Raw genomic sequence first — 19569 nt, 5'->3', positions numbered from 1 at the left:
GCGCTAGCCAAAGCGGCTGCGGCGGAAGCTAGAGCGAAGACGACCGAGCTTTCGAGGCGGGCACGAAATCTCCTTGCTGCGCCGATCTACCCGCAGGATGGGAAGTGGCATCATCCAGAGCGCGCCCGCAGCTGATTCAGCTGGGGGTATCGGTCGGGGTATCGCGCGAAGCACAGAGGCGATGAAACGGCGGTTTTACGCCGTTTCTAGTCGCGAGCACGGCGGAGGGAATGTCCGCCGCGTTAGCGGCGCTTAAGCTCCAGAGGGGGAACGACGCTGATCCTCGATGCCGCTGTCAGGCTTGAGCTCAAGCCAACTAGTCTGCCGCAGATTTCACGCTCCAGCTTCTCGCGTTCAATAGCGGTTTCCTCTGAAGATTTCCCTGCCTCGCGCTCTTGCTTCATTTGATCCGTCAGGCTTTCCCAATAGAGGAGGGCGATTGAGACGTCACTGACCGCCTCGGCTTCGTCACTCTCGAACACCAGCCCGGCTGTCACCAAAGCTTTGGTCACAAGGTCGAAGACAGTATCGATATCGAGAGTCGACTCGTTCATTGCCAACGAGGCAGCGTCGACCGCCTCGATCGCAGCGACGCGCCTGTCGAGCAAAGCCAACCTTAGCTTTTGATCCTCCATAGCAGCTGACCTGGCCGTCACCGTGTTCATCCAACGGTTCTGACCCCGGTTCATCGCGAATACGGCGACCGCGACGCAGAGCGGCCCGAGGTCACCTACAACACCGAGTATCTCTTTCCAGGCCACCCTCTAGCTCCCCCAGCTCGAAGAGGTTGTACGCCCTCCGACGCCGAGGAGAAAGCTTCTGGCCGTGCGCTCCAGTTCCTACGCGTTCTAGTTGGGGTCATGCCCGATCTCGCCGTCGGCGATATCGCCGCACCGCGGTTCCGATCGCCAGATCCGCGCCCAGCACGATCGCTGAATAGATCGCGATCCTAATTGCCCAATCGCCCATGCGGCCCTCCTCGAGGTGAGTATGACATTGACGAACGCCGCGGTGAAGGCGGCGCGGCCGCGCGATCGCGCCTATAAAATGGCCGATGAGCGCGGGCTCTTCCTCTTCGTTGCACCGACCGGCCTGAAGTCGCTGCGCGTCAAATATCGCTTCGGCGGCAAGGAGAAGCTGCTCGTCCTGGGCAGCTGGCCCGAGATCTCGCTCGCCGACGCCCGGGCCCGGTGTGATGCCGCGCGCGAGAAGCTGCGGGGCGGCGTAGATCCCGCGGCCGCGTGTCGGCGATCGCGCGGTGTGACGGTGTTGCAGGCCAACACCTTCGAGGCGGTGGCGCGCGCCTGGTGGGCGATGCGGGCGCCGCGGTGGACCGCGGTGCACGCGGCCGATGTCGAATCGAGCCTGGTGCGCGATGCGTTCCCCGCGATCGGCGCGCTGGCCATCGCCGATATCGATGAGCAGCAGCTGCTCGAGCTCCTCCACGCGGTCGAGGATCGCGGTTGCATCGAGACGGCGCGCCGCCTGGCGCAGCGGTTTGGCGGGATCTTCGCCTATGCGAAGCGCAAGAAGCTGGTGACCGAAATCCCGGCGACGGACCTGCACGAGGAGCTGAAGCCGCGCCCGCCGGCGCGCAATCATCCGGCGATCGTCGATTCGCGCGAGGCGCGCGAGCTGATCGACGCGACCGACGCCTCAAATGCCCTCCCGATTATTAAACTCGCCCACCGATTCCTGGCGCTGACGGCCGTGCGCTCGGCGGCGCTGCGCGGCGCGCGCTGGGAAGAGATCGAGGATCTGGACGGCCCGGCGCCGATCTGGCGCGTGCCGGCGGCGCGCATGAAGCTGGCCGCGGCGAAGAAGGCCGAGGCGCGCTTCGCGCACCTGGTGCCGCTTTCGGCGGCCGCGGTGGATGTGCTGCGCGCAGCGCGCGCAGTGAGGCCTGATCATATTGTTGGCGTCAACGATATGGTATTTCCCGGCCGCGGGGGATCGAGGCCAATAGGGGAGGCGGCGATCGGCGGCCTGATCGCGCGCGCGGGCTTCAAGGGCCGCCATGTTCCGCACGGCTGGCGGGCGACCTTCTCGACGATCCTCAACGAGCGGCTCCCGGCCGAGCGGCAGGCGATCGACGAAGCGCTCGCGCACGTCGTGAAGGGTGAGACCGAAGGCGCGTACAACCGATCCGAGCAGCTAGCGCGACGCCGGCGACTGTTCGATGCCTGGGCCGAGATCCTTTGCGGCCGTGCCGCGGATTGATCGGCTGCGAGAGCGTGGCACGGTTCGTGCTCTTCCCCCTCGCATACCCACGGGCGGCGTAAGCCGCCCCGTCCCGACAGCCGCATCTTGGCTATCCGGGGGTGTAGGTTCGTGACCTTGCCGATGGGGGAATAACAGACTGGCGCATTGGCGCCCCTTAGGGCGTCAATTCCTTTTTCCTTATATTCTCAGGGCGGACAGAGCACATTCTATGTACTCGCGCTTTCAGAGAGGGGAGGGGCGGCGTCGCGGGCGGTGATTGCCTCGCCGATCGACGCCAGGGCAGCCCTCAGGCCGGGATCCTGCGCCTCTCGGGGGCCTTCGGCGCGCAGGGCGGCTGGGATCGCCCCGAGCTTCTTCAGCTTGCTGACGACGATCTGCCAGTACCTTTCGAACACCCGCCTATTCATCTTGCCGCGATGATCGAAATAATAGGCGTTGCTCGTCTGCTCGCGCTGAGGCGCGAACTGATTGTCGTTGCCGGTCCGGATCGTACGGCGCACCCACGAGATGAACCCATGGAGCCGGAGCCGATCGAGTGCTCGGATGACGCTGTTGCGATGGCATCCCGCCCAAGCCGCGATTGTCTCGATCGCCGGGAAGAGCTTGCCGGTGGCAAAGTCGAGGTTCTTCAGGAGCGCCTCGAGCACGGTGATATCGACGCGCCGGAGTCTAGCGTCTGCCTCCTTCAGATAGGCAGTCACTTGGCCCAGCTCGCGCCGGGCAATGGCGGGTCGGCCGATCGTGAATGGCTCGCCCGCGGCGTAGCGTTCGAGCTCCGCCGACAGTTCGGCATAGCGGGCCCGCGCATCGCGAACGCCGGCGAGCGGATACTCCTTCCAGAGCTCGTGGTAATGTTCCTTCGCCGTCTGGACCAGGCCTTCGCGGTAGGCGATGCCCTGGCGCACACTGCCGTCGCCGATCCGGCGCCAAGGCGAGGCGCGCGGATCTCGGCCGACTTCGTAGCTGTCGCGGTGCGGGACGCGTCGCTTACCCTCGGGATCGTGATCCGGGCCGCGCGTCTTGCCCTGCAGGCTGGCGCTGGCCGCCTTGACCATCTGCGAAATGGAGCGCGCCGTCATGCGCGCACCTGCGCGATCGCGCGTGTCAGTCGCGCCGGAGCAGCTCGGCCGGGCCCGGAAGCCCCTCCATAAGCAGATCCGCCCATTCCTGGGCGAGCTTGCGCCTGCGCGGCATATAGGCGGCGCGGTTGTATGCCGCTTCGACGCCTTCGGGCACGTGCGCGAGCATCAGGTCGATGATCGCCCGGTCCTCGCGCCGTCCCGCCTTTGACGCCTTCTCGTTCATGATCGTCGAAAAGCTCGATCGCCAGCCATGGGGAACATGCTGGCCGTCGAAGCCGACGTGCCGATAGAGCACCCCGAGCGTGTTGTTCGACATGGGCTTGCCCGTCGCGCGCGAACTCGGGAAGATCGTCGAGCGCCGCCCGGCCAGCTCCAGCGCCAGCTTCACGGTCGCCACGGCCTGCTTCGACAGCGGCACGACGAATTCCCAAGCCTCGTCCGCCTTGCGCTCGCGCGAGAGCTTCATGCGTTCGGCCGGAATTCGCCAGATCGGCTGCTTGCCGTCGAGATCCTCGAACTCCGATGCAGCCGCGCCCGGGATGACGCCGGGGCGGACCGCCGTCAGCGCGAGCAGCCGCGATGCGAGCTTCGTTGCGATCGGAACGCCGCGCCGCTGATCGATGGTGGTGATCACCAAGCGAACATCCTTGAGGTTGGTGAAAGCGGGCTGCCGCTTCTTGATCACCGGCTTGAGCGTCGAGCGGATGACGTGCGCCGGATCGTCCTCGGCCAGGCCAGCGCCGATCGCGTACACGAACACCGCCGAGATATACTGGCGCACCAGGTGCGCCATCTCGTTGGTGCCCTTCGCCTCGATCGCGCGGATGGTCTTCAGCACCAGCGCAGCGGTGATGTCCTTGATCGCCATGCCGCCGAGCGTCGCGAATGCGTGCAGCTGCAGCCGCTCCAGGATCTGCTGCGCATATCGCGGCGCCCAAGTCGGCGCCTTCACGCGGTGCCACTCCCGCGCGATCGTCTCGAAGGTATTGCCCGACGAGACCAAAGCGGCCGCGTGCCGCTGCTTTTTCTCCACCGAGGGATCGATCCCGTCGCGGAGCAGCTTGCGTGCTCGCGCGCGCGCCTCCCGGGCCTCGCTTAGCGTCACTTCGGGATAGGGGCCGATCGATAGCTTGCGTTCGGTCGCGCCGGCAGGGAACCGGTACTTGAGCTTCCAGCTCTTCGATCCGGTCGGATTGACCTGCAGGTACAGTCCTTGGGCGTCGGCCAGCTTGTACGGCCGCTCCCCGGGGGCCGCTTTGCGACACTGCACATCGGTCAGCAACCGAGGCCCCCAATCGCGAATTGCTCGCCCCCGGCGAAGCCCCCAAAGTGGGGGCGCTTGGCTGCGACGGCATGAGACTGCATGCAACTACGGATGGCGGGAAACCTCTGAGCCAGCAAGCCTTTTGAGGCTGTGTGAGACTGCTTGAAAAAGCAGACTGGCTCCCCGGGCCTGATTCGAACAGGCGACCATTCGATTAACAGTCGAACGCTCTACCGCTGAGCTACCGGGGAATACCGTCTCTTGAGCGGCCTGGGCCGCTGCGGAGGCGCGCCTATAGCAGCGGGTTTTCGATCCTGGCAATAGCGGTTTGCCGGTCTTTTTGCCGGGAGGCCCTCAGGCGACGAATTGTTCCATCGTAATGCGGTCGTCCAGCGCATGCTCGGGATCGAACAGCAACGTCAGATCGCGGGTATGGTCGATCTCGACCTGGACCGCGGCGACTTCGCGGACTTCGCGCTGATCGGCGACGGCGCTGACCGGGCGCTTGTTGGCCTCCAGCACGCGGATGCCGATGCGCGTCTTCTCCGGCAGGATCGCGCCGCGCCAGCGCCGGGGGCGAAACGGGCTGATCGGTGTCATCGCCAGCATCGCCGAGCCGAGCGGAAGGATGGGGCCCTGGGCGGAGAGATTATAGGCGGTGGAGCCGGCGGGCGTAGCCACCAGCATGCCATCCGCCACCAGTTCGGGCATGACGACGCGATCGTTGATGGTGATCTCTAGCTTGGCGGTCTGGCGGGTTTCGCGGAGCAAGGAGACTTCGTTGATCGCGGGGAGCACGACCTTCTCGCCGTCGACCGTAGTGGCGGTCATGCTGAGAGGGGAGACGCGGAAGGGCTTGGCGCGGTGGAGGCGGTCGTCGAGCCCCTCGATCCGCCAATCGTTCATCAGGAAGCCGACGGTGCCGAGGTTCATCCCGAACACCGGCACGATGCGCCGCGTCTCCAGCATCGCATGGAGCGTCTGGAGCATGAAGCCGTCGCCGCCGAGCGCGACCACGCATTCGGCCCGATCGAGCGGGACCCATTCATAGGCATCGCGCAACTCGTCGGCCGCGGCCAGCGCCTGGGCAGTGGGCGAAACGGCAAGCGCGCGAGGCATCATCCGCCGGTGACGCTCATGTGGCGGGCGACCGCGGGAGCCGCGCCGGCTTCGATCCGGAAATCGTGGCGTGCCGGCTTGAGCGCGAGCGCCGAATCGATCGCATCGTCGAGCGCGGTGAGCCCGCCCGAGCGAATCGCGGCCTTGAGATCGACCTGGTCTTCATGGCCGAGGCACATGAACAGCTTGCCCTCGGTGGTGAGCCGAACGCGATTGCAGGTGTCGCAGAAATTGGCGGTGAGCGGCGATATGAGGCCAAGGCGCGTGGCGGTGTTCGGGAGCCGCCAATAGCGCGCGGGTCCGCCGCTGCGGTGATCGTCGCGGACGAGCGGGAAACGCTGCTGTAGCTCGGCGAGCACGGCGGTGAGCGGAAGGAACCGGTCGGTGCGGTCTTCACCGATTGCGCCAAGCGGCATGGTCTCGATCAGGGTTAGATCGAGATCCTCAGCCGCGCACCATTCGAGCATCGGCGCGATCTCGGACTCGTTGAGGCCTTTCAGCGCGACCATGTTGATCTTGACGCGCAGTCCCGCGGACTGGGCCGCGGCGATGCCGGCCAGCACCTGTGCGACGTCACCGTGGCGGGTGATGTGGCGGAAGGTCTCGGGGTCGCGGCTGTCGAGGCTCACGTTGATGCGGCGCACGCCTGATTCGAACAGGGAATCGGCATGCTGGGCGAGCCGCATGCCGTTGGTGGTCAGGGTAAGCTCGTCCAGGCCATGGCCGAGGTGCCGGCCAAGGCGGCGGGCGAGATCGAGCGCATCGCGGCGCACCAGCGGCTCGCCGCCGGTCAGGCGAATCTTGCGGACGCCGCGGGCGATGAAGCGCTCGGCGATCAACGCCATCTCTTCGAGCCGCAGCAATGCATCGCGCGGGAGGAAGGTCATCTCTTCGGACATGCAATAGCGGCAGCGCAGATCGCAGCGATCGGTCACCGAGATGCGCAAATAGCTGATCTCGCGCCCATGTCGGTCAACCAGGGCTGGGGCGCAGGCCATGCGGCAGGAGTTAAGCGACAAGCTGTGGGCAAACAAGCCTTTGGATTCGCGACTGCGCAGGCTTCGCGCTATCGAGGCACGAATGTCCGACGATTTCACCGTGCTCGATACCGTCGCCGCCGTCTCGCAAGAGGCGCCGGTGTTCGTGCTTTCCTTCCGCCAGCGCGACGAAGTCGCGGCGGCAGCGGCGGGGGGCGGATGGCGCGTCGTCGCCGCGCGGCGGAGCGAAGGGGTGGAGCAGCGCTTCATCTCAAGCGGCGCGGCGATCGCCGTGATCGACGCGCGCGGTGCGATGAGCGACGGGCTAGAGGCTGCCAAGATCCTGGGCGGGCCGATCTCCGCCCATGGCGCGGCGATGCTGATCCTGGTCTCGCAGAGCGACGCAGTGCACATGCGGCACTTCTACGATGCGGGGGCGACGCATTTCCTCTCCAGCCCGATGTCTTCGGCGGCGATGGCGCATGCGATTCGCTTTGCCCTACGCCATGTCGAGCGGCTCGCCGGCTGGAGCGGGGAGGCGGGTCCGGCTTCCGAGCCGATGGGGTGGCGCTACGATCCGGAGTTCAAATCGCTCCAGCTTACCCCTGCGCTGGCGGCTCTTCTTTCGCTGCCCGAGGCGCCGGGAATGCGCGCGCTGTATCGCAAGCTCGACCTTGCCGACCGCCAGCTGGCGCGCTCGGCGTTGCGGCGGCTGGGCGATTCGAGCGGATCGACTGCATTTGCGCACGACCTGCCTGGTATAGGCCGCGTCGTGCAGCATCTGCAGTTCGATGGAGCAACCGGCGGGCTGCATGCACTGGTCGAGGCGCTGGGAGTGGCGCCTGATGCGAGCGCAGCGGTGCGCGACGCGCTGACCGGCGCACGCGACGGACCCAGCGCGCGGCGCTGGATCGACCGGCGGCTAGGCGAAGGCGGCAAGATCGCGGCAATCCTGATCGGGCTTTCGCGCTTCGAGACGGTCAACACTGCTTATGGCCGGGCGGCGGGCGACGAATTGCTCCGCGCAGTCTCGCGCCGCGTTGCCGAAGTGGCGCGCGAGACGCTGGGCAAGGGATCTATCGTCGCGCGGATCGGTGGATCGGAATTCCTGGTCGCCAGCGACGATGCGAGCAGCGCGACGCTAGTCGCGGCGCTGGGCAAGCTGGAGGAGGCACTGTCGCGGCCGTTCGTCGCAGGCGGCGCGATCGCCCCGCTGGGCGCGCGGCTGGCGAGTGCCGAGAGCGGCCCCGGAGACAATGCCGCGACGCTGCTGCGCCGGGCGAGCGAGACGCTGCTCGGCGACAGCGCGCCGCGTGGGGCGGGAGCGCCGCCGATCGACGATCTTGTGGGGAGCATCCATCGCGCGCTCGAACGTGGCGAGATCGGTGTGCTGTTCCAGCCCCAGGTGGCGATTGCGACGGGACAGATCGTCGGCGTCGAGGCGCTGGCGCGGTGGCAGCATCCGCAGTTCGGCGAAGTTGGCGCGGAGACGCTGTTTGCCGCGGCCGAGCGCGCGGGGCTCGAAGCGACGCTGAGCGATCATGTCCAGCGGCGTGCGCTTTCGGCTGCGGCGCATTGGCCAACTTCGCTAGCCAAGCTGCGGCTTTCGATCAACGTCACTGCGGCTGACGTCGCGCGTCCGGGCTTTGCCGATAGCCTGCTCGGGCGGATCGATGCGAGCGGCTTCCCGCGGGCACGGCTGACGGTCGAGATCACCGAAGGCGGGATCATGGCGGATCTCGGCGAAGCATCGCGGCTGCTGACCGAATTGCGCAATGCTAAGTGCCGCGTGGCGATCGACGATTTCGGCACGGGCTATTCGAGCCTCGCATATCTCAAGGCGCTGCCGCTCGATTACATCAAGATCGATCGGCGGCTGAGCCAGGACATTGCGGGAAGCGCGCGCGACCGCGTGGTAGTGCGCGGGGTGATCGACATGGCCCGCTCGCTGGGTCTCTCGGTGATTGCCGAGGGCGTAGAGAGCCAGACGCAGCTCGACTTGCTGGCCAAGGAAGGCTGCCAGTATTTCCAGGGCTTCCTGTGCTCCGAGCCGGTGGACGTGCCGGCGCTGGCGCAACTGGTCGCCCGCGCCGCATGACCGATCCCCTCGACCTGAGCGGCGTCTGGTATGGGCGCTATGTCAGCCGGGTCGATAGCCAGGACAACAGCTTCATCGCGATGATCGAGGAGGTGGCGGGGGCGTTTACCGGCACCATCACCGAGCCTGACGATACGGGCGCCGGTGGCATCCGCCGCGCGACGGTTGCCGGGCGCCGGACCGGGCAGGCGCTCTATTTCGTCAAGCAATATAGCGGGCGATTGGACCATGCAGTCCGCTATTCGGGGCGAATCGACGGCGAGGGCAGGCTGGTCAGCGGCAATTGGAATGTGGACTGGCTGAGCGGCGGTTTCGACATGCAGCGCGAGAAATTCGGGATCGAGGAACTCGAGGCTGAAGAGGAAGAAGCGCTGATCATCAGCAATGGGAGGGTTTTGTGATGCGATCGATCCTGGTGGCCGGGCTGCTCCTGGCTAGTCCGATGGCCTATGCCCAGTCCGTGGTGATATCCGATCCCCCTCGGGACGCGGCGCACCCTGCGAAGCTGGAGCAAGTGCGCTATCCCACCGGCGGCGTTCTGGTTCCTGCGCGGCTGTTTGTGGCGGCGGGGGAGGGCAAACATGGCACCGTGCTGCTGCTCCACGGCTTTCCCGGCACCGAGCTCAATCTCGATCTGGCGCGAGCGATGCAGCGCGCCGGATGGAACGTGCTGGCGATCCATTATCGGGGCGTATGGGGCGCGCCCGGCAAGTTCAGCTTCGGCAACACGATCGAAGATGCGCGTGCGGCACTTGCCTGGCTGCGGAGCGGCGAGAATATCGCCAAATATGGCGTGGATGCGAGCAGGATTGTCGTGCTGGGACACAGCATGGGCGGCTTCGACACGGTGATGCTGGGTGACGACCCGAAGGTCGCGGGCTCCGTCGTGATTTCCGCGGCCGATATCGGTGGGTGGGCCAGCTTCCTCGACACGCCCGCCAAGCGGCAGGAGGCAGGGCCAGCGTTCGCCGACGAGATAAGCTACACCAACATGACTGCCGCCGAGATGGCGGATGAGATCGTCGCTAATGCAAAGACATGGGACTGGAAGACGCGCGCGGCGAAGATGGCGGGGCGGCCGGCGCTGATCGTCAGCTCCGACGATGGCAATGCCCAGTCTGACACGGCGGCCGGTGACGCGATCGAAGCGGCCGGCGGACCGGCGCCCATGCGCGTCAAGTTCGTGACCGATCACAGTTACAACGATCATCGCATCGCGTTGGCATCGGCAGTGGTCGGCTGGCTTGAAAAGGCGTTTCCTAGCCGGCGTTGAGCTGCATGTTTGTCACCGCAATGCGGCTGAGCGCGACGCTCGCCATCCGCGCCAGCATGGCCATGAGCGCCGACGTGCCGGGGTCCAGATCGCGCGGCTCGCGCCAATAGGCGCCGACAGCCATTACCGGAGCGACGAGGCCGATTGGATACATTGCCATGCTGCGTACGAATGTCGGGCGGTAGGCAGCATGGGGGACGCGGGGATCGGCATAGATGTCCGGAATGACGACGGGCACATTCTCGAGGATCGCGAGGCCAGAGATGCACGCTTCGATCGCGAAGCGCTTGCCGGTCCAGAGCGGCTTGATCGCATCCTCGGCGATATAGGCCACGAGATCGCCTTCGCGGCGGATGACCGTTACGCCGTCGCTGGCGGCGATGCCTCGGCCTCCGGCGCATAGTATCGCCGCCAGGTCTTCGAACGAGACCGTCGAAGCCAGTGCGGACATGGTTTCATTCAGCTTGCGTCTTTGCGCAAATATGGCAGGCTCGGCCAAGTCTGTCCCCCTGCGAAGGACAGTAGAATCAGTATCTTACCAATGTCTTTTACTTAAGGCCAAAACGGATCAACTTGCTGCCTTTGCTAGCCCGCGCGAGATCTGCAGCGCAGCGTTGAGACGGGCACGCGGGTTGTTCCACTCGCGGGTGACGACGAGCTTCATGTCCGGCCGCAGCCGCGCAGTGCCGCCGAGGCGATCGACATAGGCCATGAGCCCGTCGATATTCGGGAACTTGTCCTGGAAGAACGTAACCACGGCGCCCTTTGGCCCGGTATCGAGCTTGGCGATGCATGCTTTCTTCGCGTTGAGCTTGGTCTCGATCAGGCGCAGCAAATTCTCGGTCGGATCGGGCAGCTTGCCGAAGCGATCGATCAGTTCTGCCGCGAAGGCTTCGATGCCGTTCGAATCCTCGACGTCGTTGAGACGACGATAGAGGCCCATGCGCAGATCGAGATCGGGGACATAGTCCTCGGGAATGAGGATCGGCGCATCGACGTTGATCGAGGGCGACAGATCCTTGGGGCGCAATTCCTCGCGAATGCCGCCCGCCTTGGCGTCCATGATCGCCTCTTCCAGCATCGCCTGATAGAGTTCGAAGCCGACTTCCTTGATGTGGCCCGATTGCTCGTCGCCGAGCATGTTGCCCGCGCCGCGAATGTCGAGGTCGTGCGATGCAAGCTGGAAGCCGGCACCTAGCGTTTCGAGATCGGACAGCACCTTGAGCCGCTTGGTGGCGGTCTCGGTCATCTGCCGCTCCGGCGGGGTGGTCAGATAGGCATAGGCACGTGTCTTGGACCGGCCGACGCGCCCGCGCAGCTGGTAGAGCTGGGCCAAGCCGAACTTGTCGGCGCGATTGATGATCATGGTGTTGGCGCTGGGGATATCGAGGCCCGATTCGATGATCGTGGTGGAGACGAGCAAATCGTAGCGGCGGTCGTAAAAGGCCGACATACGCTCTTCGACTTCGGTGGGCGCCATCTGGCCATGCGCCACGACATAGGTGATCTCGGGCACCTGCTCGCGGAGGAATTTCTCGATATCCGGCAGGTCCGAGATGCGCGGCGTGACGAAATAGGCCTGCCCGCCGCGATAATGCTCGCGCAGTAGCGCCTCGCGCAGGACGACCGGGTCCCACGGCATAACATAAGTGCGCACAGCGAGGCGATCGACCGGGGGCGTCTGGATCACGCTGAGCTCGCGCAGGCCCGACATCGCCATTTGCAGCGTGCGCGGGATCGGCGTGGCAGTGAGGGTCAGGACGTGAACGTCCGCCTTGAGCGCCTTGAGTCGCTCCTTGTGGGTGACGCCGAAGCGCTGTTCTTCGTCCACGATCACCAGGCCGAGACGTTTGAAGTCGACGGTCTTGGAAAGCAGCGCATGGGTGCCGATGACGATGTCGACCTTGCCCTCGGCCAAGCCTTCGCGGGTTGCTTTGGCTTCGGCGGCCGGAACGAGGCGCGAGAGGCGGCCGACTTCGATCGGGAAGCCCTGGAATCGCTCGACGAAATTGCGGTGGTGCTGGCGTGCGAGCAACGTCGTGGGGCAAACGAGCGCGACCTGCATGCCCGCCATTGCCGCAACGAAGGCGGCGCGCAGCGCAACCTCGGTCTTGCCGAAGCCGACATCGCCGACGATGAGCCGGTCCATCGGGCGTCCGGCGGCGAGATCGCCGAGCACGTCGCCGATCGCGCGGTCCTGGTCGTCGGTTTCCTCATAGGGGAAGCGATCGACGAAGGCGGGGTAGCCGCCGGCATCGGGTTCGAGGACTTCGCCGGGACGGACTGCGCGGCGGGCGGCAGTGGCGATCAGCTCACCCGCAATCTCGCGGATGCGCTCCTTCATCTTCGACTTGCGGCGCTGCCAAGCCTCTCCGCCCAGCTTATCGAGGCTCGCGCCTTCCTCGCTCGAGCCATAGCGGCTGAGGACTTCGAGATTCTCGACAGGCACGAACAATTTGTCGCCGCCCGCATAAGTGAGCTGGACGCAATCATGCGGCGCCTTTTGCACCGGGATCTGGGTCAGGCCCTCATAGCGGCCGATGCCGTGATCGACATGGACCACCAGATCGCCGGGGCTGAGCGTCGCAAGCTCGTTGAGGAACGCGTCGGTCGATTTCTTCTTCTTGGTGCGGCGCACGAGGCGATCGCCGAGCATGTCCTGCTCGGTGAGGATCGCGACATCGGGCGCCGTGAAGCCGTGATCGAGCGGCAGGACGACCAATGCGACGCCCTTGTCGGCGATGCCGAGGGCCCGCTGCCAATCGTCGGCATTCTGGGCGCCCTGGAGACCATGATCGTTGAGCAATCCGGTCAGCCGCTCGCGCGCGCCATTGGAATAGCTTGCGAGTATCGGCTTCTGGCCGGCTTTCCTCAGCTTGGCGACATGGGCGACGACGGCTTCATAGACATTGGTGCCGCCCGCGCGCTCGGGTGCGAAATCGCGGGGGCCATCGACGTTGAAATCGAGCACCGACTTGCTTTCGGGCTCGTGAAAGGGCGTCGCGGTGTGAACGGACGCGTCATCCTGCGCCTTTTCCCATTCGTCCGGGCTCAGATAGAGCGATGCAGTGTCGAGCGGGCGATAGCTGCCGGGGGCAGTACTTTCGGCGCGGACGCGGTTCTGCTGATAATCGGCGATTGCATCGAAACGTTGCTGGGCGGCGCCGGTGGTTCCGGCATCGCGGACGAGGATGGCGTCCGGGGGCAAGTGATCGAAGAGCGTTTCGAGCCGATCTTCGAACAGCGGTAGCCAATGCTCCATGCCGGCGAGGCGGCGGCCGTCGCTGATTGCCTGATAGAGCGGATCGCTGGTGGCGTTGGCGCCGAACTTTTCGCGATAGCGCGCGCGGAAGCGCTTGATGCTGTCTTCGTCGAGCAGAGCTTCGGACGCAGGGAGGAGGGTAAAGCCGTCGACGCGGCCGGTGGTGCGCTGGTCCTGCGGATCGAAGGTGCGCACTGATTCGATTTCGTCGCCAAAGAAATCGAGGCGGAGCGCCTGTTCGGCGCCCGATGGGAAGAGGTCGACCAGACCGCCGCGGACCGCGAACTCGCCATGATCGTTGACGGTGTCGAGGCGGACATAGCCGTTCGCCTGGAGCAGAGCGGCGAGCTTATCGAGGCCGATGCGCTCGCCGGGGGCGAGTCGCGCGACGAGCTGGCGGATGCGGAAGGGGGTGAGCGTGCGCTGGGTGGCGGCGTTGACGGTGGTGACGAGCAGGCGCGGCTTGTCCGACTTGGCCTGGAGCGCGTGCAGCGTCGCCAGCCGTTCGGACATGACCCGCAGCGTCGGGCTGGCGCGGTCATAGGGCAGGCAGTCCCAGGCCGGGTAGCTGAGTATTTCGAGCTCGGGCGCGAAGAACGGCGCGGTGCTGGCGACGGCGCGCATCGCCGCCTCGTCGGGCGCGATGAACACGGCGGTGCCGCCCGCGCGCGCGATGTCCGCCAGCATCCAGGGGAGGAACCCGGTGGGCGCCCCCGCAAGCGTGAGCGGGGTTTTCGCGGAGAGGATGGTGTTGAAGTCGGGCATTCTGCCTCTTGCTCCCCTCCCTGCATGGGAGGGGCTGGGGGGTGGGTTGCGTCGCGCGATACCGAAGTCGTTCGGTGGGAGGAGGTCGTATCGCCAAGCCTCCGCCACCCCCGACCCCTCCCGTGCAGGGAGGGGAGGTTATTCCGAAACCGGCACGTAGTTCAGTGTCTTAAGGGCGGTCATGAGCGTTCCGGCATAACGCGGCGGAACCGGCGCGGCTCCCATCGCCCAGGCCATGATGTCCACGTCCTGCTCCTCAAGCAGTTCCTCGAACAGGTGGCGCTCGGTTTCGTCCCAGCTTTCCGAATGCTGGTCGAAGAACCCGCCGACCAGCAGATCGGCCTCCTTGATGCCGCGGTGCCAAGCGCGGAAACGCAGGCGCTTCAGATGAGTCTCGCGATCCACAGGCATTCCAACGCAAATTGGCCGGCGGCGCTTTGAGCGACCGTCGGCTTGGGTGTAGGGCTGCAGATAGTCATGCGGCCCGAACTTCTCAATCCACTCTTCGCGGAGGTGACCGCGCTCAAGGGCATCGGCCCAGGACTCGCCAAGCCGCTCGACCGGCTGGGGCTGAGCCGCGTCGTGGACGTGGCGTTTCACTTGCCGACCGGGTTCATCGATCGCGTGGCGCGAGACGAACTGATGCAGGCCGATGTCGGGCGGACGATCGTGATTTCGCTGACGGCGATGAGTTATCGGTTCGGCGGCAGTGCGCGGGCGCCGGCGCGGGTGCAGGCGGCGGACGCGCATGGCAATTTCGTCAGCCTGGTATTCTTCGGGGGCAATTCGGGCTGGGCGAAAAAGCTGTTGCCGCTGAATGAGAAGCGCTGGGTGAGTGGGCGGCTCGATCAATATGGCCAGGAGCTGCAGATCGTGCATCCCGAGGTCGCCGAAGAGGCGGAGGCTGGCGGGCGCGAGGCGGTGTATCCCTGTTCGGAAGGGATCACTTCGAAGCGGATCGCGGCGATGGCCGCGCAGGCGATCGAGCGCGCGCCGGTGCTGCCCGAATGGATCGAGCCGAGCCTGAAGGCGCGGCATGGCTGGCCCGATTGGCGCGAGGCGCTGGCGCGGATCCATGCCGACCCCGCGGATGCCAAGGCGCGCGAGCGGCTGGCTTATGACGAGGTCTTCGCCAACCAGCTTGCGCTGCTGCTGGTGCGCGGCGAGGCGCGGGGCAAGCGCGGGCGCTCGCTGCAGGGGGATGGGCGGTTGCGTGCGGGACTGAAGCTGCCTTATTCGCCGACCGGCGCGCAGACGCGGACGATCGGCGAGATCGAAGGCGACATGGCGCAGACCCAGCCGATGCTGCGGCTGCTCCAGGGCGATGTCGGCTCGGGTAAGACACTGGTGGCGCTGATGGCGCTGTTGATCGCGGCCGAGGCGGGAGCACAAGGCGCGCTGCTGGCGCCGACCGAGATCCTTGCGCGGCAGCATTTCGACAATCTCTCGCGGCTGCTCGCCGGGCTGGATGTGCGGATCGCGATCCTGACCGGGCGGGACAAGGGCCGGGTTCGCGAGGCAACGCTGATGGGCGTGGCCTCGGGCGAGATCGACATATTGATCGGCACGCATGCGATCTTTCAGGAGGGCGTGGCATATCGCGACCTGGGGCTGGTAGTAGTCGACGAGCAGCATCGCTTCGGGGTGGCGGAGCGGATGATGCTCCAGGCCAAGGCGCAGGTGCCGCCGCATCTGCTGGTGATGACCGCGACGCCGATCCCGCGCACGCTGCAGCTGGCCTCGCACGGCGAGATGGACGTGAGCCGGCTCGACGAGATGCCGCCGGGCCGCGAACCAATCCAGACGACGGTGATCTCCGAGGACAAATTGGACGCGGTGATCGAGGGGTTGGGGCGGCATCTTGCGGCGGACAAGCAGGCCTATTGGGTTTGTCCTCTGGTCGAGGAGAGCGAGAAGACCGATCTGGCGGCGGCGGAGGATCGCGCAGTCAAGCTGACGGCGCGGTTCGGCGCCAAGGTCGGGCTGGTCCATGGGCGGATGAAGGGGCCGGAGAAGGACGCCGTGATGGCGCGTTTCGCGGCGGGCGAGATCGGCGTGCTGGTGGCGACCACGGTGATCGAAGTCGGCGTCGATGTGCCTAATGCCACGCTGATCGTGATCGAGCATGCCGATCGCTTCGGGCTGGCGCAGCTGCACCAGTTGCGCGGTCGGGTCGGGCGGGGCGGAGGGCAATCGCACTGCATCCTGCTGCGCGGTGGTAGCCTGAGCGAGACTTCGCGGGCGCGGCTGGGACTGATGCGCGACACCAATGACGGCTTTGTGATCGCCGAGCGCGACCTGGAATTGCGCGGGGCGGGGGAGTTGCTCGGCACGCGGCAATCCGGCGAGCAGACCTTTCGGTTGGCTACGCCCGAAAGCCTGGCGGCGCTGATCTCGGCGGCCAATGCCGATGCGCGGCTGCTCGAGGATCAGGATCGCGGGCTCAAGAGCGAGCGCGGCGAAGCGGCGCGGATCGCATTATATCTGTTCGAGCGGGATGCAGCGGTCGGGCTGCTTCGCGCGGGTTAATATTTGGCGCGCATCAGCGTGGCGATGAGTTCGTAATAGCTGGCCAGGTCGATCGCGGTTTCGAACTGCGCACCTTGCCGCCCACCCAGCGACCAGCGGATTTCCGCCACCGCGACACCAATTACCGGCAGCTGGATACGGATCCGGTCGCCGACTTCGAAACAGGCATCGCAGCGGGCCATGAGGCCGTGCGGCGAGATATTGACGATCAGAAAGGTGTGCTGCCTCGCGTCGGGGCCGAAAGCACGAGCCCGGTAATGTACATCGTCGCGACCTTCACAGCGGGTGTCCGCCAGGGCGAGGTTACCCATTCCAACGCTCACACACGTTCCCCACTAACTCGAGGTTTGGCTACTCATACTGAGCAGGCCCGCGTGAATATCCTTGTTAGATAGATGCTTAATTTCAGGTTTCGATGGCGCTATCGGTCCAGATCGGCCGGAACTGTCGGCTCCGAGATGATGTGGCGCATACGCTTCCAGCGCTCATCGCGGCTGGGATTCCCGGCGTTGAGCGATGCGGTTACCATCTGCTCGCCCAAGCCGTAATTGATCACATAGCTGCGATACTTGTCGACGAAGGGCAAAGATGCGGCGGCGCCTTCGGGCGAACTCAGGCCGTATTTAGCCAGCAGCTTGATCGCAGTGTTGCGGTCGATTTCACCGTCTAGATATTGCTGCTGCACGGTCAGCGAAGCGTGGCTCAGTTCCTCCAGCGCCTTATCGAGCGCCGCATTTTCCTTGATGCTCGGCGGGGTCAGGCCGGCAAGTGGATAGAGCGTCGCTTTTTCGAACGCCTCCTGCTCGTCGCCTGGAAAGGCGAGCTTGATGCCGGCGTTGGCCGACCCTTCGGCTAGGAAGCTCTGCGGGCTGTAAAGCGGATAGACGGTGAACTCGACCCAGCCCTTGCCCTTGGCGAGTTGCTCTTCCAGGCGCGCATTGAGCGCGTGATGGCCCGGATAGCCTTCATGGCAGCCGATATCGATCGCGCGGCCGACGGTGACCGGCATATCGGTGTTGAGCTGGATCAGGCTGTGGGCGTTGCCCTTGTACCAGTTATAGCCCGACCAAGGCTGCTTGGTGACCAGTTCGAGATCGAACTTTTCGTTGGCGGGCATCGAGATATGCGGGAGCGTGCGCGCCCGGCATTCGGCGATGGCGGCGCGGAATACGGGCTCGAGCTTGGCGAAGGGCACCAGGCTGGCCGGGCGATGCGCGGCGACGCGCTGGGCGAGCGGGCCGTCGCCCGGGAGCATGGCGTCGATCTTGGCGAGCACGCCGTCATAATAAGGCAGCGGCTTGAGCTCGGGGCGGAAGCCGAACAGCCCTTCGGCCTCGTCGACGAACTTGAGCTTCTTGCCCTGCATCATCGCCAGCCGAGTCTGGGCGGCGCGGACCTGGCCGATCAGGAAGGTGCGGCGGCGCTGCTCGTCCTTGCTCAGGCTGGCCGGGTCGATCGCGCCTAAGCGCGCCTGGAGCGCATCGGCATCCTTGGCGAGCGTAGCGACGTCGCGGGGCTTGGCCTTGGCGGCGGCCTGCCACTCGGCAGGGCCATAATAGGCGTCGACATAGCCGGGCTCGCGCTCGCCGGCTTCCAGGGTGAGGTGGACGAAGGCCTCGGCAATCGCGCCGAGCTCATTGGGCGCGGGCGCGGCGGCGATCAGCGCGAGCGGGGCGAGGGTGGTGAGCAGAATCTTGCGGATCACAGGGTCAGAACTCCATGTTTCTTGGCGCCGAAACTGATCTTGTCGCCCGGCTTTACGACGGTATCGGCGCTGGTGACCTTTTCGTCGTTCACCCGGATCGCGCCTTCTTCGATCTTGCGCTTCACTTCCTTGTTCGACGCCGCGAAGCCCAAGCCGACATTGGCGGCGATAATGCTGACGCCCTCCGCAGGCACGGCGAAGCTCGGCAGCGCGCCGCCGGCCGAGCCTTCCTCGAACAGCTTGCGGGCGGTTTCGGCCGCTTCCTCGGCGCCGGCGCGGCCGCGGCACATGGCGGTGGCTTCGTTGGCGAGGATTTTCTTGGCCTCGTTGATCTCGGCGCCTTCCAGGCTTTCGAGGCGGGTGATCTCGTCGAGCGGGAGATCGGTGAACAGGCGCAGAAACTTGCCGACGTCGCGATCATCGGTGTTCCGCCAGAACTGCCAGTAATCGTAATGCGGGAGCTGCTCGGGATTGAGCCACACCGCGCCCGACATGGTCTTGCCCATCTTGCCGCCGTCCGCGGTGGTGATCAGCGGAGTTGTGATGCCATAGACTTCGGTGCCGTCGCAGCGCCGCGACAGCTCGATGCCGTTGACGATATTGCCCCACTGATCCGAGCCGCCGAGTTGGAGGCGGCAGGCGTGGCGGCGCGACAGCTCGAGAAAGTCATATGCCTGGAGGATCATGTAATTGAATTCGAGAAAGCTCAGCGACTGCTCGCGATCGAGGCGGAGCTTGACGCTGTCGAAGCTGAGCATCCGATTGACCGAGAAATGCTGGCCGTAATCGCGCAGGAACGGGAGATATTCGAGCGCATCGAGCCATTCAGCATTGTCGAGCATGATCGCGTCGGTCGGACCGTCGCCGAAGGTCAGGAACGGCTCGAACACGGTCTTGATCGAGGCGATGTTGGCGGCAATCGTCTCGGCGGTCATCAGCTTGCGGGCTTCGTCCTTGAAGCTGGGATCGCCGACCTTGCCGGTGCCGCCGCCCATCAGGACGATCGGCTTGTGGCCCGATTGCTGGAGGCGGCGGAGCAGCATGATCTGGACGAGACTGCCGACATGCAGCGACGGCGCGGTGGGATCGAAGCCGATATAAGCGGGCACGATCTGCTTTGCGGCGAGCGCATCGAGTGCGGCGGCGTCAGTCACCTGGTGGATGTAGCCGCGCGACGAGAGCAAGCGGAGCAGATCGGATTTGTATTCGGTCATGGTGAGGGGTGTGTAGCGAAGGCGATTGGCTGCGTCATCCCTGCGCTGCGGCGCGGGA

Annotated in this window: 16 protein-coding genes and 1 tRNA gene; 5 read left to right on the top strand and 12 right to left on the bottom strand. The window is 65.6% G+C overall.

Annotated features, from left to right (window positions below):
- Window positions 1-242: 242 nt before the first annotated feature.
- Entirely contained in the window at window positions 243-761 is a 519-nt protein-coding gene (locus ACZZZM_RS13420; RefSeq protein WP_463595587.1) for a hypothetical protein, read from the bottom strand.
- A 229-nt stretch (window positions 762-990) separates the two neighbouring features.
- Between ACZZZM_RS13420 and ACZZZM_RS13415 the strand changes: the two genes are divergently transcribed.
- A complete protein-coding gene (locus ACZZZM_RS13415) occupies window positions 991-2220 on the top strand; it encodes a tyrosine-type recombinase/integrase (protein ID WP_463595586.1) in 1230 nt (409 codons plus the stop codon).
- A 209-nt stretch (window positions 2221-2429) separates the two neighbouring features.
- On the opposite strand, the gene ACZZZM_RS13410 is transcribed toward ACZZZM_RS13415, so the two are convergent.
- The 5 genes from ACZZZM_RS13410 to moaA all read right to left on the bottom strand — a co-directional run bounded on the left by ACZZZM_RS13410 (window position 2430) and on the right by moaA (window position 6686).
- Window positions 2430-3302 carry a helix-turn-helix domain-containing protein gene (locus tag ACZZZM_RS13410; RefSeq protein WP_463595585.1) on the bottom strand — a complete coding sequence of 291 codons (873 nt, stop codon included), beginning with the start codon at window positions 3300-3302 and terminating at the stop codon, window positions 2430-2432.
- Window positions 3303-3327: 25 nt separating this feature from the next.
- On the bottom strand, window positions 3328-4575 hold the full coding sequence (locus ACZZZM_RS13405) for a tyrosine-type recombinase/integrase (protein ID WP_463595584.1): 1248 nt from the start codon (window positions 4573-4575) through the stop codon (window positions 3328-3330).
- A gap of 170 nt (window positions 4576-4745) precedes the next feature.
- Window positions 4746-4820 (bottom strand) — tRNA-Asn (locus tag ACZZZM_RS13400).
- A 103-nt stretch (window positions 4821-4923) separates the two neighbouring features.
- Window positions 4924-5688, bottom strand: a complete 765-nt coding sequence (locus ACZZZM_RS13395; RefSeq protein ID WP_463595583.1) for an NAD kinase — start codon at window positions 5686-5688, stop codon at window positions 4924-4926.
- Window positions 5688-6686: a GTP 3',8-cyclase MoaA gene (gene moaA, locus ACZZZM_RS13390; RefSeq protein WP_463595582.1), complete on the bottom strand. Its 999-nt coding sequence runs from the start codon at window positions 6684-6686 to the stop codon at window positions 5688-5690. The genes ACZZZM_RS13395 and moaA overlap by 1 nt, the downstream gene beginning before the upstream one ends.
- 82 nt (window positions 6687-6768) lie before the next feature.
- Here moaA and ACZZZM_RS13385 point away from each other — a divergent pair, with 82 nt between their 5' ends.
- From ACZZZM_RS13385 to ACZZZM_RS13375, 3 genes are read left to right on the top strand one after another with little or no spacing between them, the layout of a single operon-like run.
- Entirely contained in the window at window positions 6769-8763 is a 1995-nt protein-coding gene (locus ACZZZM_RS13385; protein WP_463595581.1) for a putative bifunctional diguanylate cyclase/phosphodiesterase, read from the top strand.
- Window positions 8760-9164: a hypothetical protein gene (locus ACZZZM_RS13380; RefSeq protein WP_463595580.1), complete on the top strand. Its 405-nt coding sequence runs from the start codon at window positions 8760-8762 to the stop codon at window positions 9162-9164. Before ACZZZM_RS13385 ends, ACZZZM_RS13380 begins: the two co-directional genes overlap by 4 nt.
- Window positions 9164-10036: an alpha/beta hydrolase family protein gene (locus tag ACZZZM_RS13375; RefSeq protein ID WP_463596447.1), complete on the top strand. Its 873-nt coding sequence runs from the start codon at window positions 9164-9166 to the stop codon at window positions 10034-10036. Before ACZZZM_RS13380 ends, ACZZZM_RS13375 begins: the two co-directional genes overlap by 1 nt.
- Here ACZZZM_RS13375 and ACZZZM_RS13370 read toward each other — a convergent pair.
- From ACZZZM_RS13370 to ACZZZM_RS13360, 3 genes are all read right to left on the bottom strand, one after another.
- Entirely contained in the window at window positions 10023-10487 is a 465-nt protein-coding gene (locus ACZZZM_RS13370) for a GAF domain-containing protein (protein WP_463595579.1), read from the bottom strand. The two genes, ACZZZM_RS13375 and ACZZZM_RS13370, sit on opposite strands and share 14 nt — an antisense overlap.
- A gap of 117 nt (window positions 10488-10604) precedes the next feature.
- Complete coding sequence (mfd, locus tag ACZZZM_RS13365) at window positions 10605-14063, bottom strand: transcription-repair coupling factor (protein ID WP_463595578.1); 3459 nt, start codon at window positions 14061-14063, stop codon at window positions 10605-10607.
- A 138-nt stretch (window positions 14064-14201) separates the two neighbouring features.
- A complete protein-coding gene (locus tag ACZZZM_RS13360; protein ID WP_463595577.1) occupies window positions 14202-14468 on the bottom strand; it encodes an FAD assembly factor SdhE in 267 nt (88 codons plus the stop codon).
- Window positions 14469-14540: 72 nt separating this feature from the next.
- Between ACZZZM_RS13360 and recG the strand changes: the two genes are divergently transcribed.
- Window positions 14541-16592 carry an ATP-dependent DNA helicase RecG gene (gene recG / locus ACZZZM_RS13355; RefSeq protein ID WP_463595576.1) on the top strand — a complete coding sequence of 684 codons (2052 nt, stop codon included), beginning with the start codon at window positions 14541-14543 and terminating at the stop codon, window positions 16590-16592.
- On the opposite strand, the gene ACZZZM_RS13350 is transcribed toward recG, so the two are convergent.
- The 3 genes from ACZZZM_RS13350 to tyrS all read right to left on the bottom strand — a co-directional run bounded on the left by ACZZZM_RS13350 (window position 16589) and on the right by tyrS (window position 19511).
- Window positions 16589-16903: a PilZ domain-containing protein gene (locus ACZZZM_RS13350; protein ID WP_463595575.1), complete on the bottom strand. Its 315-nt coding sequence runs from the start codon at window positions 16901-16903 to the stop codon at window positions 16589-16591. The genes recG and ACZZZM_RS13350 overlap by 4 nt on opposite strands.
- 110 nt (window positions 16904-17013) lie before the next feature.
- Complete coding sequence (locus ACZZZM_RS13345) at window positions 17014-18297, bottom strand: hypothetical protein (RefSeq protein WP_463595574.1); 1284 nt, start codon at window positions 18295-18297, stop codon at window positions 17014-17016.
- Window positions 18294-19511: a tyrosine--tRNA ligase gene (tyrS, locus tag ACZZZM_RS13340; RefSeq protein WP_463595573.1), complete on the bottom strand. Its 1218-nt coding sequence runs from the start codon at window positions 19509-19511 to the stop codon at window positions 18294-18296. Before tyrS ends, ACZZZM_RS13345 begins: the two co-directional genes overlap by 4 nt.
- Between the last annotated feature and the right edge of the window lie 58 nt (window positions 19512-19569).

Source organism: Sphingomonas sp. AC522 (assembly GCF_979258125.1).
Note: the sequence above shows the minus strand (reverse complement) of the source record. Positions and strands in the feature narration are given on the sequence as shown.

Coding starts and splice junctions, on each gene's coding strand:
- ACZZZM_RS13415 (WP_463595586.1), top strand. CDS start 991: ATGACATTGACGAACGCCGCGGTGAAGGCGGCGCGGCCGCGCGATCGC.
- ACZZZM_RS13410 (WP_463595585.1), bottom strand. CDS start 3,302: ATGACGGCGCGCTCCATTTCGCAGATGGTCAAGGCGGCCAGCGCCAGC.
- ACZZZM_RS13395 (WP_463595583.1), bottom strand. CDS start 5,688: ATGCCTCGCGCGCTTGCCGTTTCGCCCACTGCCCAGGCGCTGGCCGCG.
- moaA (WP_463595582.1), bottom strand. CDS start 6,686: ATGGCCTGCGCCCCAGCCCTGGTTGACCGACATGGGCGCGAGATCAGC.
- ACZZZM_RS13385 (WP_463595581.1), top strand. CDS start 6,769: ATGTCCGACGATTTCACCGTGCTCGATACCGTCGCCGCCGTCTCGCAA.
- ACZZZM_RS13380 (WP_463595580.1), top strand. CDS start 8,760: ATGACCGATCCCCTCGACCTGAGCGGCGTCTGGTATGGGCGCTATGTC.
- ACZZZM_RS13375 (WP_463596447.1), top strand. CDS start 9,164: ATGCGATCGATCCTGGTGGCCGGGCTGCTCCTGGCTAGTCCGATGGCC.
- ACZZZM_RS13370 (WP_463595579.1), bottom strand. CDS start 10,487: ATGTCCGCACTGGCTTCGACGGTCTCGTTCGAAGACCTGGCGGCGATA.
- mfd (WP_463595578.1), bottom strand. CDS start 14,063: ATGCCCGACTTCAACACCATCCTCTCCGCGAAAACCCCGCTCACGCTT.
- recG (WP_463595576.1), top strand. CDS start 14,541: ATGCGGCCCGAACTTCTCAATCCACTCTTCGCGGAGGTGACCGCGCTC.
- ACZZZM_RS13350 (WP_463595575.1), bottom strand. CDS start 16,903: ATGGGTAACCTCGCCCTGGCGGACACCCGCTGTGAAGGTCGCGACGAT.
- tyrS (WP_463595573.1), bottom strand. CDS start 19,511: ATGACCGAATACAAATCCGATCTGCTCCGCTTGCTCTCGTCGCGCGGC.